Annotated in this window: 18 protein-coding genes, 1 tRNA gene and 1 riboswitch; of the genes, 6 read left to right on the top strand and 13 right to left on the bottom strand. The window is 64.6% G+C overall.

Annotated elements, in window-relative coordinates:
- Window positions 1-559, top strand: a 559-nt coding sequence (locus B384_RS17600; protein WP_192813051.1) for a chorismate-binding protein, incomplete at its 5' end; no start/stop codon positions are given.
- A gap of 159 nt (window positions 560-718) precedes the next feature.
- On the opposite strand, the gene B384_RS0103520 is transcribed toward B384_RS17600, so the two are convergent.
- A complete protein-coding gene (locus tag B384_RS0103520; RefSeq protein ID WP_019481110.1) occupies window positions 719-979 on the bottom strand; it encodes a GlsB/YeaQ/YmgE family stress response membrane protein in 261 nt (86 codons plus the stop codon).
- Window positions 980-1,135: 156 nt separating this feature from the next.
- On the opposite strand from B384_RS0103520, the gene B384_RS0103515 reads away from it, so the two are divergent.
- Window positions 1,136-2,020 (top strand): aminodeoxychorismate lyase, encoded by an 885-nt coding sequence (locus B384_RS0103515; RefSeq protein WP_019481111.1) that lies wholly within the window; start codon window positions 1,136-1,138, stop codon window positions 2,018-2,020.
- A gap of 308 nt (window positions 2,021-2,328) precedes the next feature.
- Window positions 2,329-2,670, top strand: coding sequence for a YciI family protein (locus tag B384_RS0103505; protein WP_019481763.1), 342 nt, complete (start codon window positions 2,329-2,331; stop codon window positions 2,668-2,670).
- A 119-nt stretch (window positions 2,671-2,789) separates the two neighbouring features.
- Here B384_RS0103505 and B384_RS0103500 read toward each other — a convergent pair whose 3' ends face one another.
- From B384_RS0103500 to B384_RS0103490, 3 genes are read right to left on the bottom strand one after another with little or no spacing between them, the layout of a single operon-like run.
- Window positions 2,790-3,593 (bottom strand): energy-coupling factor transporter transmembrane component T family protein, encoded by an 804-nt coding sequence (locus tag B384_RS0103500; protein ID WP_019481762.1) that lies wholly within the window; start codon window positions 3,591-3,593, stop codon window positions 2,790-2,792.
- Complete coding sequence (locus B384_RS0103495; RefSeq protein WP_019481761.1) at window positions 3,590-5,086, bottom strand: ABC transporter ATP-binding protein; 1,497 nt, start codon at window positions 5,084-5,086, stop codon at window positions 3,590-3,592. Before B384_RS0103495 ends, B384_RS0103500 begins: the two co-directional genes overlap by 4 nt.
- A gap of 5 nt (window positions 5,087-5,091) precedes the next feature.
- On the bottom strand, window positions 5,092-5,709 hold the full coding sequence (locus tag B384_RS0103490; protein WP_024477112.1) for an ECF transporter S component: 618 nt from the start codon (window positions 5,707-5,709) through the stop codon (window positions 5,092-5,094).
- Between the two features lie 68 nt (window positions 5,710-5,777).
- Window positions 5,778-5,895: riboswitch (TPP riboswitch) on the bottom strand.
- Window positions 5,896-6,032: 137 nt separating this feature from the next.
- Between B384_RS0103490 and B384_RS0103485 the strand changes: the two genes are divergently transcribed.
- Window positions 6,033-6,293, top strand: coding sequence for a DUF4235 domain-containing protein (locus B384_RS0103485; protein WP_019481759.1), 261 nt, complete (start codon window positions 6,033-6,035; stop codon window positions 6,291-6,293).
- 7 nt (window positions 6,294-6,300) lie between these two features.
- Here B384_RS0103485 and mnhG read toward each other — a convergent pair whose 3' ends face one another.
- The 6 genes from mnhG to B384_RS0103455 are packed head-to-tail and all read right to left on the bottom strand — an operon-like array spanning window position 6,301 to window position 12,641.
- The gene (mnhG, locus tag B384_RS0103480; protein WP_019481758.1) at window positions 6,301-6,696 is read right to left on the bottom strand and encodes a monovalent cation/H(+) antiporter subunit G; all 396 of its coding nucleotides are present in this window, start codon (window positions 6,694-6,696) and stop codon (window positions 6,301-6,303) included.
- A gap of 3 nt (window positions 6,697-6,699) precedes the next feature.
- A complete protein-coding gene (locus tag B384_RS0103475) occupies window positions 6,700-6,957 on the bottom strand; it encodes a monovalent cation/H+ antiporter complex subunit F (protein WP_019481757.1) in 258 nt (85 codons plus the stop codon).
- Window positions 6,954-7,538 carry a Na+/H+ antiporter subunit E gene (locus B384_RS0103470; protein ID WP_019481756.1) on the bottom strand — a complete coding sequence of 195 codons (585 nt, stop codon included), beginning with the start codon at window positions 7,536-7,538 and terminating at the stop codon, window positions 6,954-6,956. The genes B384_RS0103475 and B384_RS0103470 overlap by 4 nt, the downstream gene beginning before the upstream one ends.
- On the bottom strand, window positions 7,535-9,145 hold the full coding sequence (locus tag B384_RS0103465) for a Na+/H+ antiporter subunit D (protein ID WP_019481755.1): 1,611 nt from the start codon (window positions 9,143-9,145) through the stop codon (window positions 7,535-7,537). The genes B384_RS0103470 and B384_RS0103465 overlap by 4 nt, the downstream gene beginning before the upstream one ends.
- A complete protein-coding gene (locus tag B384_RS0103460; protein ID WP_019481754.1) occupies window positions 9,142-9,636 on the bottom strand; it encodes a Na(+)/H(+) antiporter subunit C in 495 nt (164 codons plus the stop codon). Before B384_RS0103460 ends, B384_RS0103465 begins: the two co-directional genes overlap by 4 nt.
- Window positions 9,633-12,641, bottom strand: coding sequence for a Na+/H+ antiporter subunit A (locus B384_RS0103455; protein ID WP_019481753.1), 3,009 nt, complete (start codon window positions 12,639-12,641; stop codon window positions 9,633-9,635). Before B384_RS0103455 ends, B384_RS0103460 begins: the two co-directional genes overlap by 4 nt.
- Window positions 12,642-12,862: 221 nt before the next feature.
- Between B384_RS0103455 and B384_RS0103450 the strand changes: the two genes are divergently transcribed.
- The gene (locus tag B384_RS0103450) at window positions 12,863-14,278 is read left to right on the top strand and encodes an MFS transporter (protein WP_019481752.1); all 1,416 of its coding nucleotides are present in this window, start codon (window positions 12,863-12,865) and stop codon (window positions 14,276-14,278) included.
- 20 nt (window positions 14,279-14,298) lie between these two features.
- On the opposite strand, the gene dcd is transcribed toward B384_RS0103450, so the two are convergent.
- Together dcd and kynA are read right to left on the bottom strand one after the other, a co-directional pair.
- Entirely contained in the window at window positions 14,299-14,874 is a 576-nt protein-coding gene (gene dcd, locus B384_RS0103445; protein WP_019481751.1) for a dCTP deaminase, read from the bottom strand.
- Between the two features lie 34 nt (window positions 14,875-14,908).
- Window positions 14,909-15,763, bottom strand: a complete 855-nt coding sequence (gene kynA, locus B384_RS0103440) for a tryptophan 2,3-dioxygenase (RefSeq protein WP_019481750.1) — start codon at window positions 15,761-15,763, stop codon at window positions 14,909-14,911.
- A 128-nt stretch (window positions 15,764-15,891) separates the two neighbouring features.
- Here kynA and B384_RS0103435 point away from each other — a divergent pair.
- Window positions 15,892-15,965 (top strand) — tRNA-Gly (locus B384_RS0103435).
- A gap of 18 nt (window positions 15,966-15,983) precedes the next feature.
- Here the strand turns inward: B384_RS0103435 and B384_RS0103430 are convergent.
- Window positions 15,984-16,322 carry a YnfA family protein gene (locus tag B384_RS0103430; protein ID WP_019481749.1) on the bottom strand — a complete coding sequence of 113 codons (339 nt, stop codon included), beginning with the start codon at window positions 16,320-16,322 and terminating at the stop codon, window positions 15,984-15,986.
- Window positions 16,323-16,355 lie beyond the last annotated feature (33 nt).

Genomic DNA, 16,355 nt, shown 5'->3' with positions numbered 1-16,355 from the left:
CCGTCGTTCGTCGGACCCGGCGGCGGACCTGGCCCTCCGAACGGACCTTCAGACCTCTCTGAAGGATCGCGCGGAAAATATCATGATCGTTGACCTGTTACGTAACGACCTCTCGCACGTTGCAGTCCCCGGCAGCGTGATCGTCAGCCGGTTGTGTGAGATTGAAAGCTACGCCACCGTGCACCAGATGGTCAGCACCATCGACGCCCAGTTGCGGCCGGGCGTCTCCCGGACCGAGGCCGTGTCCGCGGCGTTCCCGGCCGGGTCGATGACCGGGGCACCGAAAATCAGCACCATGGCCATCCTTGACCAGCTGGAGGCTGCCCCGCGCGGGGTGTATTCGGGCGCCGTCGGCTACTTCTCCCTGACCGGTGCAGCGGACCTCGCCGTCGTCATTCGCACCCTGGTGCTTGAGGACGACGGCGGCGGCACCCGGCTCAGCCTGGGCGTCGGAGGAGCGATCACTGCCGATTCGGATCCGGACGATGAGTGGGAAGAGGTGCGCACCAAAGCGTTCGGCGTGCTGTCAGGCCTCGGGTCCGCGTTCCCGGATAGCTAAGGCTGATGAATGGGGCCGCTGCAGTCTGGAATTGGCTGCGATGGGGCCGCTGCGCGTCGTTTCACCGCAGGAACGGCCCCCAGGCCAAGGTCCGCCGCTTGCAACCGGCAAGGCTGGCGCTGGGGGCCGTTTCTGGTGAGATCCGGCCCCCAGGCTGACCTAGCGGCGGACTTTGCGACGGCCGCTAACGCCCTCGGCGACGCCGATCAGCAGTACTGAGGCGATGACCGCTACGATGAATCCGAAAACGTTCAGCTCGAAGATGCCCCCGGTGCCGAGAAGGTTCGCGATGACGCCGCCGATCACTGAACCGGCAAGTCCCAGCAGGAGCGTGGCCAGCAGCCCAAGGTTCTGCTTCCCGGGCTTGATCAGCCGTGCCAGCGCGCCGATGATGAGTCCTGCAACGATAAATCCGATCACAATAACTGTCCGTTCTTTGGGGTCTGCCCCGTTACTACGAGGCCGCGTGCCGTTGGTAACACTACTGATGAAATTCTATCCGGTGCCGGTTGGCACGGGAAAATAGGAGGGGTGCGGCACCGTCATCCGCGTCAGTGAGGCAACTAAGCTGATCGCATGACTGTTCTTGTGTTCCTGGATCCCGCCCACGACGACGGCCGCGTCGTCGACGCATCACTGCCACAGCTCATGGCGACCGACCTTGGCGCAACGCGCGGGGACGGCATATTCGAGTCCCTGCTGGCCCTCAACGGAGAAGCCCGGAAGGTGCAGGCGCACCTGGACCGGCTCGCCTCATCAGCCCGGGCCCTTGACCTTGATCTCCCGTCCGAGGATGCCTGGCGGCGGGCCATCACCACCGCACTCGACGAGTACGCCGCCGGGGCTCACGTCCAGGCTGATACTGAGCTTGCCGTGAAGCTCATGGTCACCCGTGGGGTTGAGGGAGCTGACGCCCCGACGGCGTGGGTTCAGGTGGCGCCGGTGCCGGCGAAGACCCAGCAGCAGCGCAGGGATGGGCTTGCGGTCCTGTTCCTGGAGCGCGGGTATGACAGCACGGTGGCGCAGCGGGCACCGTGGCTGCTCATGGGTGCCAAGACGCTGTCCTACGCGGTCAACATGGCGGCGGTCCGGTACGCGCGGGCGCACGACGCCGACGACGTCATCTTCACCTCATCGGACGGCAAGGTCCTTGAGGGTCCGACGTCGACAGTCCTCCTGGCACGGGTCCGGGACGGCGTCAAGACCCTACTGACCCCGCAGCTGGAAAGCGGGATCCTCCCCGGCACATCGCAGAGTGCGTTGTTTACCGTGGCGAAGGCCGCCGGCTGGGAACTCGGGTACGGCCCGCTGGTGCCCGCTGACCTGTACGACGCCGACGGCGTGTGGCTGATTTCCAGCATCCGTCTCCTCGCACCGGTCAACTCCCTTGACGGTCAGCCGATCACCACCACCCCGGAGCTGACCAGGGAGCTGTCGGAGTTGGTGGCGAAAATTTCCTGAGGCCGGTTGTCGAACCCGGCCTACCCCAACCGTCAGGGGAAGGAGTTCGCCAGGCGCTGCGCCGAGGGTCGGCACCTCTTGACGGGCGGCGCCGAGCTGCAGCCGCCCACCACGGCGCGGATCCTGCGCGGTGGGAGCGTTGGTATGACGACGGCCCGTACACGGAGACCGCCGAACGGCTGGGCGGTTTCTCCCTGGTGGAAACCGACGCCCCGGAGGCACTGGCGGAATTCGTCAATGAGTTGTTGGCTGATACCACCGGGCCTGCTGAAATCCGGGCCATCATTCGACCACGCGAGGGCAGCTAAATGAAAATTGCAGTGTTTCTATACCAGGATGAGTCGATCTGGGCCAACGCCACCGAGGCCGAAGTGGAACAGTACATGGCCCAGCACGACGCCTTTTCCGAGGCGGCCCGCCAGCAGGGAAAGATCGTCGCGGGTGAGGCGCTCCCCAGCGTCTCGACCNCCGCGACGACGGTGCGCCGCCGCGGTGACCAGGTGAGTCTCACCGACGGCCCGTTCGCCGAAACGGCCGAGCAGTTGGGTGGTTTTTACGTGTTGGACGTCCCCGATCTGGGTGTGGCGGTGGAACTGGTGAAGTTGCTGCCCGAATACACGGTTGAGTTGCGCCCCATCACCGACTACTGACCGGATTCCTGACGCTGCCAGGCCCGTCCGACGACGCAGCCGCTGCACTTGAGCGGGCCTGGCAGGGGCGCTGGGCTCGGCTGCTTGCGCTGCTCGTGGGCCACTTCGACCCGGCGCCCCTATGAGGCGCCGATCAGGAAGTTCCACGTCCCCGCCCACACCGCCGCGGCCACCGCGGTCCCGGCGATCAGCACCCCGGCGAGGCAGACCCAGAGGTCCAGCCGGGTAAAAGTGCTTTCCCTCGCCCAGGTCCGGTCGCCGGCCCCGAATCCGCGCGCCTCCATTGCCACCGCGAGCCGGGTGGCCCGCCGGATCGCCTGCACAATCAGACCGAACCCCTGCCCCAGGAAATTCCTCAACCGGGCTACCGGATTGCCTTCAAACCCGACGCCGCGGGCGTGCCGGGCCAACCCGAGGGTCCGCCATTCGTCCACCAGCAGCCCAACGAGGCGCAGCCCCGCAAGCGCGCCGAGCACAAACCGGTGCGGCATCCGCAGCTTTTGCGCCAGGGCATCGGCCAGGTCCGTCGGATCCGTAGTGGTGAGCAGGAAAATTCCGGGCAGGGCGATGGCCAACCCGCGCAGGCCAATCGCAATGCCCGAGTTCACCGAATCCTGGGTGAACAGAATTGGGCCGAACTCCAGCAGGACAGCGCCGGTCTTCTCGGCGAGCAGCGCCGTACCGTAGGCAGCAACCACTGCCGCCAGCACCAGAGGCCAGGTCCGCTTCAGCAGTTGCCAGGCGCTGATCCCCAGCAGCGGGAGCAGCAGCAACTCGCTCACGAGGACGACGGCGGCGCTGACCCAGTCGATGCTGAGCATCACCACCACGGTGACCAGCACGGCAGCGAACAGTTTGGATAGCGGGTTGGCCCGCGGCAGGAGCCGGCCCGTGAGGTGGGGGGTCAGAACGTCAACACTCACGGACGCACCTCCACGTCGGCTCTGCCGTCGGCGACCCGTAGCAGCCTGCTGCCCAGCGCGTCGGTGAACTCCTGGTCGTGGGTGACCGCCAGCAGGCTGCCACCGTCCTGGATCAGTTCGGCAAGCAGCGCGACGAGTTCGGCCCAGGTGTTGGCATCCTGCCCGAAGGTCGGTTCGTCCAGGACCAGGATGTCCGGGTCTGTTGCCAGCATGGTCGCCACCGAAAGCCGCCGCTTTTCACCGCCGGACAGGGTGAAGGGGTTTGCCTGCAGCAGGGAGGTCAGCCTCAACCGCTCGGCGATGGGATCCACCCGCCGCCGGACCGCCGCCTCGTCAGTACCCCCTAGCCGGCGCGGACCAAATTCCAGCTCGTCGATCACCCGGTTGGTGAGGAACTGGTGCTCGGGTTCCTGGAACACCGTCCCAATCCTGGTCACCAGTTGCGCTGATTTCCAGGCGTGCGGGCTACTCCCGGCTCCGCGGGAGAGGGCCGGTGCGGCCTCCAACTGGCCTCCCCGCGCCGGCAACAACCCGGCCAGGGTCAGCGCGAGCGTCGATTTTCCGCCACCGTTGGGGCCCACGATGCCCAGGGATGAGCCGGCGTTGAGGGCGACGTCGACGCCGTCGAGCACCGCCGGTCCCCGCTTGGCCCGCGCCACTGATAGTCCCCTGGCAGTAAGCAGCTCCTCCCCCGGTGAGGATAGCTGCGGGGGAACCGACGGTTGATGACCGGGGAGCCACACCCCCGCCGCCGCCAGCCGGGCCCGGGTCGACGCGTCGGTCAGCACCGTGCCCGGGGGGCCGTCGGCGAGGATCCCGCCGTCGGCCGCCAGCACCACCACCCGATCCACCACATCGGCCCACACCGCCACCCGATGCTCTACCACCACAAGGGTGGCGCCGGTGCGGTCCAGGACCCGCCCGACGGCGTCCCTTACCTCCAGCACACCGGCCGGGTCGAGATTGGCGGTCGGTTCGTCAAGCAGCAGGAGCCCGGGTTGCATCGCCAGCACCGCCGCCAACGCCAGGCGTTGCTTCTGGCCGCCGGACAACGCACTGGTGGACCGGTCCAACGGCACCTCAAGCCCCACGTCGTCGAGCGCCCGCCGAACCCGCTGCCAGATCTGATCGCGCGGTACGGCCTGGTTCTCGGCGCCGAAGGCCACCTCGTCACCGACCCTGGCCAGCACAATCTGAGAGTCCGGGTCCTGAAGCACCAGCCCCGCGCGACCGCGCACCTCACCGGGAGGCCGCCCGTCGAGGGTGAGGGAACCGTGCTGTTCGCCCTGCCCCTCATCGCCGAGGACACCAGCCAACCCGTGCAGCAGGGTTGACTTCCCGGACCCTGACGCACCGAGCAGCAGCACCCGTTCTCCGGGCGCTACTGTCAGGTCAACGTCCCGGACCGCCGGGGTTTTCCGGCCGGCGTGCCGCCAGCTCCAGCCTTGCGCGCTGATGCTGACGGCCGACGGCGTATTTCCGTGGTCAGCCATACCGGTTAGACGTCAGCCGTTCGTCCGGAGGCGAAAGCCGACAGCACCCCCGTCTTGGCCAGGGCACGGACCGCCAGCCACGACACCAGGCCAGCGATAATCACGCCCGAGATCGAGGCGAACACCACGTACATCAGTTGCCATTCGAAGGCCCAGAGGGCGTTGTACAGGATGTTTTCGCTGATCGAGAGGGCCAGGCCCGCGCCAAGCCCGGCGAGCAAAGCCACCCCGAGGTTCCACCTGCGGTACAGGAACAAGAGGAAGATGAGCTCGGCCCCGACGCCCTGAATGGCTCCGGAGAGCAACGTGGTCAACCCGAACTGGGTGCCCAGCAGCGCTGAAACCGCTGCAGCCAGCACTTCGCAGTAGATGGCTGCTCCGGGTTTCCTGATGATCAGACCGCCAAGTACCCCCGCGATCAGCCAGCCACCCGTGTAGAGACCGGCCAACGGCGGGAACGCTCCGGTCAAGGCAGCGATGCCCGTGTAGCCGGCCGACCAGGCGAAGAACACCACCCCGACGGCGACCGCCACCACCGAGGCAACGACAATGTCGACCACGCGCCATTGATATCGGGCGCGCAGCGTCGACGTGTTTTGAGTTGGTGCAGTTGATGAAGCCATGTGAATTTACCTCCTGAGGTACAGGAGGGGAGGGTATCCGGGCCCATGGCGAGTGCCACCGGCCGGGCACCCTGAGATACTCGACTCCCTTCGCCGGTACTAGCCGGATCAGGTTCGAGGGTCTGCGGTAGGCCGCACTCTCAGCGCCCGTCCATCTGGATGGACGGCGCTCCCCTGTCGTATGTTTAGCAATTTCAACTCTACACCTGAGAGGTTCGTACCCACCACGGCGGCTGGCGGCGGGCTCCCGGCTGTGCTGGTGCGTCTCACCTCAACAGGAAAACGCTAGGCTTGAGAAAAGAGCCACCATCGAAGGAGACACCATGAATCAGCTTATGAAACTGCTGGGCGTAGCACTGAGCCTTGGCGCCGGCATCGCCGGAGCCAAGGTCGTGGATTTCATCTGGCACAAGACCACCGGCAAAGCCTCACCGAAGGACGAGGACGGGCTCGAGAACAGCCTCCGTTCCGCTATCGCGTTCGCGCTGATCTCCGGTGCCGTGCGCGCCGTCCTGCAGGTCCTCACCAACCGCACCACGCAGCGGGCAGCCAACCGGTTCGCGAAGTCCCGCGACCTGACGTAGGTCCTATTTACGTCTCATCGGGGCGCTCGGTCGGATTCCGGCCGGGCGCCTTCTTGTTGGCGGCCTTCTCCACCACCTCGTCGAGTTCATCCATGCTGAGCAGGTCTCGTCGCAGGTGTTTGGTGCGGTATCCCGCCCGGCCCACCATGTGGGCTGAGACGGGGACGGTCAGGAGCATGAAAATCCAGCACACCAGCAGGACCGGGATCAACACCCAGCTGCGCATCTGTAAGCCCATGGCCAGGAGGAACAGCAGCAGTCCCAGCACCTGGGGTTTGGTTGCCGCGTGCATCCGGGTGAGGAGGTCAGGGAAACGGAGCAGGCCGACGCCGGCAGCAACCGACATCAGTGCCCCTCCGATCATGAGAACGGCTGTCACCACGTCAATGAGAGTGTCGCTCATGTCCTACTTCCTGTCCGTGACGAACCGTGCGACGGTCACGGATCCAATGAATCCGATCACCGAAATCCCGACCAGAAGCACAATGTTGTCCAGGTGCCGGTTCACTGCCATGTCCACGGCCAGCGCTCCACCAATGATGGCGAGCAGCACGTCGATCGCGAGCACCCGGTCCAGGATCGAGGGGCCTCGCGCAATCCGATACAAAGCGCACAGGGCGGCGAATCCGAGCAACAGTCCCACAATAATTACGGCGCTCGTCATTTCCGGATCCCCTCCTCACGCTCTTCGTTCTCCTGATCGAACCGGACCTCAGTCTGCAGCAGCGCCAGATCATCCGGGGTTCCCATAATCCTGATCAGCCAGGCTTCGGTGGCCCGCACATCGGACCTGATCTTCGCTGCACCCTCCGACGTCTTCACATTCAGGCAGTGCAGGTACAGCGTGGAGGTAGAGCGGTCCACCTCCACCACCAGCGATCCGGGGATCAGGGAGAGCGCGTGCCCGGTGACGGTCACCAGAAGGTCGGACTGGCTCCGAAGCTGGACTGCCACCACCGCGTTGACAAGCCTCGGGCCCTGCGTGAGCGAGAGCCAAAACACTTCGAAACTCGCCACCACGAGCTTGTACAGGAATCGTCCGATGAACGGGACCGCGTACAACACGTTGAATCGGCCGCTGAGCTCCACCGGCGGCAGGTACAGCAGGTTGGCCACTGCGTAGGCGATCAGGCCGCCAAAAATGAGGTTCCCCGGACTGAAGTCCTGCCACAGTGCGCCCCAGACGATGACCAGCCAGATAATCAGGGGCAGTTCCGTGATGAAGGGGATCTTCTGTCGGCTCATGGCGCGCTCCCTTCGCCCAGGACCGCTTCAATGTAATCGGTCCGCTCCAGCATGTTCTGCGCAGCGTTGTCGCTGATTTCAAACAACGGACCCGCCAGGAGGGTAAGGGTCACTCCCAGACCGACCAGGCCCATGGTGGGACCGACCATGGTGCGGGGTAGCAGGTTCACCGCTTTGCGCCCGGAGAACCGCCCAGTGGTCTCGCTGTTGACGCGCTGCGAGGTGCGAACGGCTGATCCGTCTGCCTTGGTGGCGAGCAGGATGGGATCCGGGTGCAGTGCGTCTTCGGGGCGGCGCCAGAAGGCGCGGTTCCAGACGCGGGCAATCGCCAGCAGGGTCAGGAGGCTGGTGAGCACACTGGCGCCAACCGCCACATAGGCGATGGGTGTGCCCAGTTCGACGCCGGCCTGCAGGATACCCAGCTTGCCGAGGAACCCGGAGAAGGGCGGTATTCCGGCCAGATTCATTGCCGGGATAAAGAACAGTACGCCAAGTAGCGGCGATAGCTTGGCGAGCCCACCAAGGCGATCCATATTGGCGGTCCCACCACGGCGTTCAATCAACCCGGTCACCAGGAACAGGCTGGTCTGCACCGTGATGTGGTGCGCCACGTAGAAGATCGCGGCGCCCAACCCGACGACGGTTGAGATCGCCAGCCCGAAGATCATGAACCCGATGTGGCTGACCAGGGTGAAGGACAACATTCGTTTGATATCCGACTGCGCCAAGGCCCCGAGGATCCCCACCACCATGGTGAGGATTGCCACCACCATCAGCAGGGTGTTGATGCGGTCCCCCGGAAAGAGCAGCGTCTCGGTGCGCACCATTGCGTAGACGCCCACCTTGGTGAGCAGGCCAGCGAACACGGCAGTTACCGGTGCGGGCGCTGTCGGATAGGAGTCAGGCAGCCAGAAGGACAGGGGGAAAACGGCTGCCTTGATTCCGAACGCCACCAAGAGCATCAGGTGCAGCATCATCTGCGTGGCAGGGTCGATCTCCCCTAGCTTCACCGCAAGATCGGCCAGGTTGATGGTTCCCGTTGCGGCATAGATCATGCCGATCGCAATCAGGAAGAGCAGCGACGACACCACGCTGACCACCACGTAGGTCACTCCCGCGCGGATCCGCTGGGTGGTTCCACCGAGGGTCATCAGCACATAGCTGGCCGTCAGCAGGATCTCAAAGCCCACATACAGGTTGAACAGGTCGCCGGACATGAACGCGTTGGAGACGCCGGCCACCAGGATCAGGTAGGTGGGGTGGAAGATCGAGATGGGACCGTCTTCATCGCCGTCGGTCATGCCCTGTCCTGTGGCGTAAATCAGCACCGCGAGGCTGATCGCCGTCGAAATAACCAGCATGAGGGCGGAAAACTGGTCGACCACCAGGGTGATGCCGAACGGCGGCATCCACCCACCAATGAACACCGCGGTGGCTCCGTGCTCTGCGGCATTCTGCAGGAGGAACAGTTCGAGGATCAGGGTGATGCTCAGGGTCGAAATGCTGACCGCCCGCTGCGAGCGGGAATGCCGGATCAGGAGGAAGGCAACCGCTGCGCCAAGGAACGGGAGGACCACGGCCAGCGGTGCGAGGCTTGCAATGTTCACCGTGGCTCCTTCGGTTCGGAGGGAAGATCAAGGACGCCCGCGTTTTGAGAGCCGGGTGCTTCCTCGGCTTCCTCCAGCGGGGTGAACTCGGTGGTTTCTTCGGGGACATCGGCGTCGTCTTCAGCGTCGAAGCTGCCCTGGCTGGCGACCCTGCGGTCCTCCATATCGTCCTGGACCTCGTCGCGGCGGCCCAGCACCCAGGACCGGTAGATGATGCCCAGCATGAAGGCGGTCACGGCGAAGGAAATCACAATGGCGGTCAGAATCAGGGCTTGGGGCAGCGGATCCGAGTAGGCGTCGGCGGCGATCTCCTCCGAGTACAGGGGGGCGACGCCGGCCCGACCGCCAGCGGAAAGCAACAGGATGTTGGCGCCGTTGGCCAGCAGGATCAGACCCAGCAGGACCCGGGTCAGGCTGCGTTCCAGCAGCAGGTAGATGCCCCCCGCGAAGAGGGCTGCCATGACCACCAGCAGGGTGATGTTGACGCTCATCGAGCTACTCCCTCGCCGGTTTCGGTATGTTCTTGCTGTTGTAGCTTCATCTCGCTCGGGTCGTTCTTCGCCGAGAGGCCCTCGCTGCGTTCATCGATCTCCGAGCCCAGGCTGCGCAGCACGTCGAGCACCAGCCCGACGACCACCAGGTACACACCAATGTCGAAAATGGTCGAGGTGACGAACTTGACGTCGCCGAAGACCGGCAACCAGAACTCCAGGATGGCCGTCTGGAGGATCTGGCCTCCCAGCAGCAGCGGGATCAGCGCGCTCAGGGAGGTGGTCGCCATACCCGCGCCGAGCAGGACCCCCGCGCTCACCGGGCTGGCTTCCGCCAGTTCAAATCGGCCACCCGCCAGATAGCGCACGGTCAGCGCCAGCCCCGCCAACAGTCCACCCGCGAATCCACCGCCCGGCAGGTTGTGACCGGCGAGGAGGAGGTAAATGGAGAAGATAATGATCGAGTGGAAGAGCAGCCGGGTGACGACCTCGAAGATGATCGATCGGCGTTCGGGCGCGAGGGTCCGGCCGGCGACCAGCCACGCGTCCCGGGAGACTGACGAGAACTTCTTCGCCAACTCCAGTGCTGCGGCTTCCCGACCGAACTCGGCAATTGGTTCCTGGCCGCGATCGACGGATCCGGATTTGACGGTCTCTGCCCGCTGGCGGGTGTCGCCCCGGCCACGGATGAAGATCAGGCTGGCGATGCCGGTGGCTGCGATGGCCAGTACTGAAATTTCCCCGTACGTGTCCCAGGCCCTGATATCGACCAGGGTGACGTTGACGATGTTCTCTCCACCGCCGCCCTCGTAGGCCAGACCCGGGTACTCCAGTGACACCGGGCTGGCGACCCGTGATGCCATGGATGACATGGCGATTGCCACCATCACCAGGCCGAAGGAAATTCCCAGCACGGCGCGCAGCAACCGGTACCGTCCCGGCTCCCGCTGCCACAGCCGCGCGGGTAGCGAGCGCAGCGCGAGCACAAAAGCCACCAGCACAATGGTTTCCACCAGCATCTGGGTCAACGCCAGGTCCGGCGCCCCCTGCAGCGCGAAGATGAGGGCCATCCCGTACCCGGTCACCCCGACCATGAGCACTGCCATGAACCGCTTGGTAGCGCGGACCGCAGCCAGAATGCCGATAATGATGACGACGCCGGCCGCCACCTGCGCTGGTGAATCAGCGATATGCCACCGATCCGGGAGCGGTGCATCGTAGAACAGGATCGCTGCCAGGGGGGCGAGGATGGCCATGGTCAGAATGACGAAGAGGTAGAACGCCAGCGAACCGCGCTGGGTGCGGCCGGTGATCCAGACGGCGACGTCGTCGAGCGTGCCGATGGTGTACTTGTAGCCGCGTTCAGCGTCGACCACTGAGGGAACCCTGGACTGGACTCGCTCGACGTGGGCCCGGAACCAGAACAGCAGAATACCGACGGCGATGGTCACTACGGAGAGCAGCAGCGCGGGAGTGAACCCGTGCCAGAGGGCGAGGTAACTTTCCTCGCCCTCGGCTTCGAAGAGGGTGACGTAGGGCTGGATGATGGAATCCACTGGTGCAGGCCAGAGGCCGAGGACCACGGTGAATACGGTGAGCAGCGCCGGCGCGAAAAGGAAGGATTTCTCCACCTGCGTGAACGGGGTGGCGGCTTTGCCCTTGCAGGCGAAACCGCCCCAGACGAATCGCGCACTGTAGGCGAAGGTCAGGGCAGAACCAACAACGATGCCGACAAGCAGGAGTGTGCCGACGGGGGTGGGATCGATCTCCGCCTGGTGAACGAAGGTCTCGAAGACGGATTCCTTGGCCACGAAGCCCAGCAGCGGTGGGAGTCCCGCCATCGACGCAGCGGCGATCGTGGCGATCACGGCCAGGGCGGGGGCGGTTTTCCTGATTCCCGCGAGTTTGCGGATGTCCCGGGTGCCAGCCTGATGGTCGATGATGCCGACCACCAGGAACAGGGTGGCCTTGAACAGACCGTGGGCCAGGAGGAGGCCCAATCCGGCCAGCGCCCCGCCGGGGCCGCCGAGTCCGACCACCATCGTGAGGAACCCGAGCTGACTCACCGTTCCATACGCGAGAATCAGTTTCAGGTCATGCTGGCGTAGCGCCCGCCAACCGCCCACGAGCATGGTGGCAAGGCCGATTATCAACACCATCGGCAGCCAGGAGACAGCATCAGCGAACCCCGGCGCGAACCGGGCGACCAGGTAAATACCAGCCTTCACCATCGCCGCGGCGTGCAGGTAGGCGCTCACCGGGGTGGGCGCCGCCATCGCACCGGGTAGCCAGAAGTGGAACGGGACCAACGCGGATTTGGTGAGGGCACCGACGAGGATCAGCCCGATGGCGACGTCGATCACCAGTCCGTTGGACAGCAGCGACTCGGACTGCGCCATGATGTCCGAGATCCGGTAAGTCCCGGCGGTCTGGCCTAGCATGATCATGCCGACCAGCATGGTCAGACCGCCGAAGGTGGTAACGATCAGGGCCTGGAGAGCCGCGCGGCGCGCCGCCAGACGATGCCGCGAGTAACCGATCAGCAGGTAGGACAGGACAGTGGTCAGTTCCCAGAAAATGAACAGCAGGATCATGTTGTCGGCGGTGACCAAGCCGAACATGGCCCCAGCGAACGCGAGCAGTTGGGCGCCGAACGGGCCGATGTTCGGTTCGTCCTGCTTGAAGTACCGTGCACAGTAGAACAGGACCAGGGCGCCGATACCCAGGATCAGGATCGACAGTATTGCCGCCAGGGCATCCATCCGGAAAGCCAGCTCGAGGTTGAGACCCGGAATCCACTGGAAGGCTATCGAGGGCGGGGCATTGGGCTGGCCCTCGAGGAGACTCTGCCCCTCGCCCGTGTACTGGTCGAAGGTGATGACCAACCAGACGAAGGCCGCTCCGGGAACCGCCCCGATCACGTAGAAGGCCGAGCGGCCGAGCCGGCGGAAGATCAACGGCGCGACAAAGGCTACCGCGAATAACGCGATGAGCACGATTAGCACGATGATCTCCTGATCTCTCAGATGAGACGGTCAGCTGATAGACAGCGCGGACGGTCAGGGGCTTCGACTTATTCTACCTGTGGAATACAGGCCGTCCCGACGTATTACGCCGTCGGCGACTGTTTCGGGGTTTCCGGAATACCGTGCCTGACCCGCGCGTTTGTGCGATCAACGGAAGATGTTCATGGGTTTGCGGGTATCCGCGGGATAGCATTCACCGTATGAGCGTGGATCCTCCCCAGCCGGTGCCGTCCCATCCAGTTCCAGCTGCCCGGCCGAAGGGTACGACATCGGGCACGACGGCGTCCGGTGCGGGCCGGCTGCTGTCCCGGCCGGTCCTCGCGTGGGCCTCCTGGGACTGGGGATCGGCCGCCTTCAACGCGGTCATGACCACCTTCGTGTTCACCGTGTATCTGACCAGCGACGCGTTTGGTGGGGAGGCCAGGGCCTCGGTGGTGCTGGGCTGGGGTCTCGCCGCTGCCGGAGTGCTCATCGCGCTACTGGCACCGGTGACGGGGCAGCGCTCCGACAGCGGCGGCCGGCGCAAGCTCTGGCTCGGCGTGAACAGCCTCCTCGTGGCAGTCCTGACCGGGCTGTGCTTTTTCGTCTTCCCCCAACCCGAGTTCCTGCTCCTCGGGGTCGCGCTGATTGCACTGGCCAACGTCTTCTTCGAGTTCGCCGGAGTCAACTACAACGCCATGCTGACGCAAATTTCCACCCCGAGCAGCATCGGCCGGATCAGCGGGTTCGGGTGGGCCATGGGCTACGTGGGCGGCATCGTCGCCCTGATCCTGGTGCTCGTGGCCTTCGTGGAGCCAGTGTTCCCCTGGTTCGGCTCCGATACCACCGACAGCCTGAACATCCGGCTGGTCGCAGTGTTCTCGGCGATCTGGTTCCTGGCCTTCGCCCTGCCCGTGATGTTCGTCGTCCCGGAGGTACCGCGCAAGGAGAAAGCAGCCCAACTGGGCTTCTTCGCCTCCTACGGTCTCCTCTTCCGGCGGGTCAAGGCAATCTACCGGACCAGCCCCCACACCATCTTCTTCCTGCTGGCCAGTGCCATTTTCCGTGACGGGCTGGCCGCCGTTTTCACCTTCGGCGGCATCATCGCCGCGGGTACGTTCGGCTTCACCCTGAGCGAGGTGATTGTCTTCGCCATCGCCGGCAACCTGATTGCGGCGGTCGGTGCCATCGGCGGCGGTTTCCTGGACGACAGGACTGGGCCCAAACGGGTCATCATCATCTCGTTGATCGGCCTGCTGGTAGCCGGGTCTGCCGTCCTGGTCCTTGGCCCGGGCACCCACGATGTGTTCGGCTACACCTGGACCGGAGATACGACGTTCTGGGTCTTCGGGCTGATGCTCACCCTTTTCGTCGGCCCGGCGCAGGCCTCATCGCGTGCTTATCTTGCGCGTCTGGCTCCGGACGGAGAAGAGGGTGAACTGTTCGGCCTGTACGCCACGACGGGACGAGCCGTCAGCTTCCTCGCACCCGCTCTCTTCGCGGCGTCGATCACCATCTTCGGTGAACAGCGGTTTGGGATTATCGGCATCCTGGTGGTGCTGCTGGTCGGACTGCTGGTGTTGCTCCCGGTGAAGCCGCCCGCGAAGGTGGCTACCGCCGTCGTCCCGTCCTACTGAGGGTCGGCTGGGGCTGGCTGTCAGATGGCGGTGCGGTGGAAGTTCTGGTGGCTGCGCGACGCCGTCGGGCCGCGCTGTCCCTGGTACCGGTTCCCGTAGGGGCCGGAGCCGTACGGGTGTTCGGAGGGGGAGGTGAGCCGGAAGAAGCAGAGCTGGCCAATCTTGGAGCCGGGCCACAGTTTGATGGGCAGGGTGGCCATGTTGGAGAGCTCAAGGGTGACGTGTCCGGAGAACCCCGGGTCGATGAATCCCGCGGTGGAGTGCGTCAGGAGTCCGAGCCGCCCCAGTGAGGACTTGCCCTCCAGCCGTGCCGCGATGTCGTCCGGAAGGGTCACCGTCTCGTAGGTTGACCCAAGGACAAACTCACCCGGGTGCAGGATGAACGGCTCGTCCGGGTCCACCTCCACCAGCCTGGTCAGCTCGGGCTGGTCTTCAGCAGGGTCGATGTGCGCGTACTTGTGGTTGTCGAACAACCGGAAGTAGCGGTCAATCCGGACGTCGACGCTCGAGGGCTGGACCATCGCCTCGTCATAGGGATCCAGCACAATTCGCTGGCGGTCAATTTCGGTTCGAATGTCGCGGTCGGAGATCAGCACGGTTCAAAAATACCGCAGTCCCCGGGGTTAGTGGTTATCGGCCGATCTCGGTGCGCACGGCGTAGAGCTCCGGGAAGAAGGTCAGCTCGAGGGCCTTCTGGAGAAAACCTACGCCTGAGGACCCGCCCGTGCCGCGTTTAAACCCAATGGTTCGTTCGACAGTCTTCAAATGCCGGAACCGCCAGAGCTGGAAATTGTCTTCCAGGTCCACCAGTTCCTCGCAGGCCTCGTAAAGGTCCCAGTTGTCCTCGGCGTTCTCGTACACCGCCTTGTACACCTGGACGAGTTCCGGGTTGAAGACGTGGGCAGTGCGGAGGTCCCGCTCCAACAGCTCAGCGGGGATGTTGTGTCCCCGGCGGGAAAGGAACCTGATGAACTCGTCGTAGATACTCGTCTGATCCAGCAGCGTAGCCAGCAGCTCCTGCGCCTCGGGGTCATTCGCGAAAACCTCAAGCATCCCGGCGTTCTTGTTGCCGAGCAGGAACTCGACGGCGCGGTACTGGTAGGACTGGAAGCCGCTGGAAGCACCGAGATCCCCGCGGAACTCGGCATATTCGGAGGGGGTGAGGGTGGCCAGTACCGACCACTGCTCGGTGAGGGAGCGCTGGATATGCTTGATCCGGGCGATCCCCTTCATCGCCGATCGCAGGTCATCGACCTGCAACTTGGCACGCACCGCACGCAGTTCGTGAAGCACCAGCTTGAGCCAGAGCTCCGACGTCTGGTGCTGGATGATGAACAACATCTCGTCGTGGTGCTCGGGGCGGCTGACCGGATGCTGCGCTGCGAGAAGCTCCCCCAGGGAAAGATAGGATCCGTAGCTCATCTTCGCGGTGAAATCCTTCTCGATGCCCGCTTCCAGGTCCCTGGTGTTCTTTTCGACGCTCATGGTCTTAGGGTACCTACCGCGGCGAGGGCCCAGTGTCCGGCCCGGTGTTTTCGGGACGGTGAGGTTGAGGTAGGCTGAATCTCGTTGTTTTCGCAGGGATTCAGGCCACACTGTCGGCTGGTCTCCATGCGGGCGTAGCTCAATGGTAGAGCGCTAGCTTCCCAAGCTCGATACGCGGGTTCGATTCCCGTCGCCCGCTCCAGTTTTCGGCCCCACGGTGTCAGCCCACTGGCCGTGGAGCGAACATAATCACCGCCACCCCCACCAGGCAGAGCACCGATCCGCCGATATCCCAGCGGTCCGGACGGAATCCGTCAAACACTATGCCCCAGGCCAGGGATCCCGCGACGAATACCCCACCGTAGGCAGCGAGGATCCGGCCGAAGTTCGCGTCCGGCTGCAGGGTGGCGATAAACCCGTAGGCCGCGAGCGCCATCATGCCCAGCCCGGCCCACCACCACGGTTTACCTTCCCTGATGCTTTGCCACACCAGCCAGGCACCGCCGATCTCGGCGACCGCAGCAATGACAAAAAGGACCACAACGAGGACGACAGTCATACTGCATTATTGCCGAGTGGTGGGTGTGGCGGG

Source organism: Arthrobacter sp. TB 23, from assembly GCF_000294595.1.
Taxonomy (GTDB): Bacteria; Actinomycetota; Actinomycetes; order Actinomycetales; family Micrococcaceae; genus Arthrobacter_D.
This window is presented reverse-complemented; position numbering and strand designations above follow the sequence as displayed.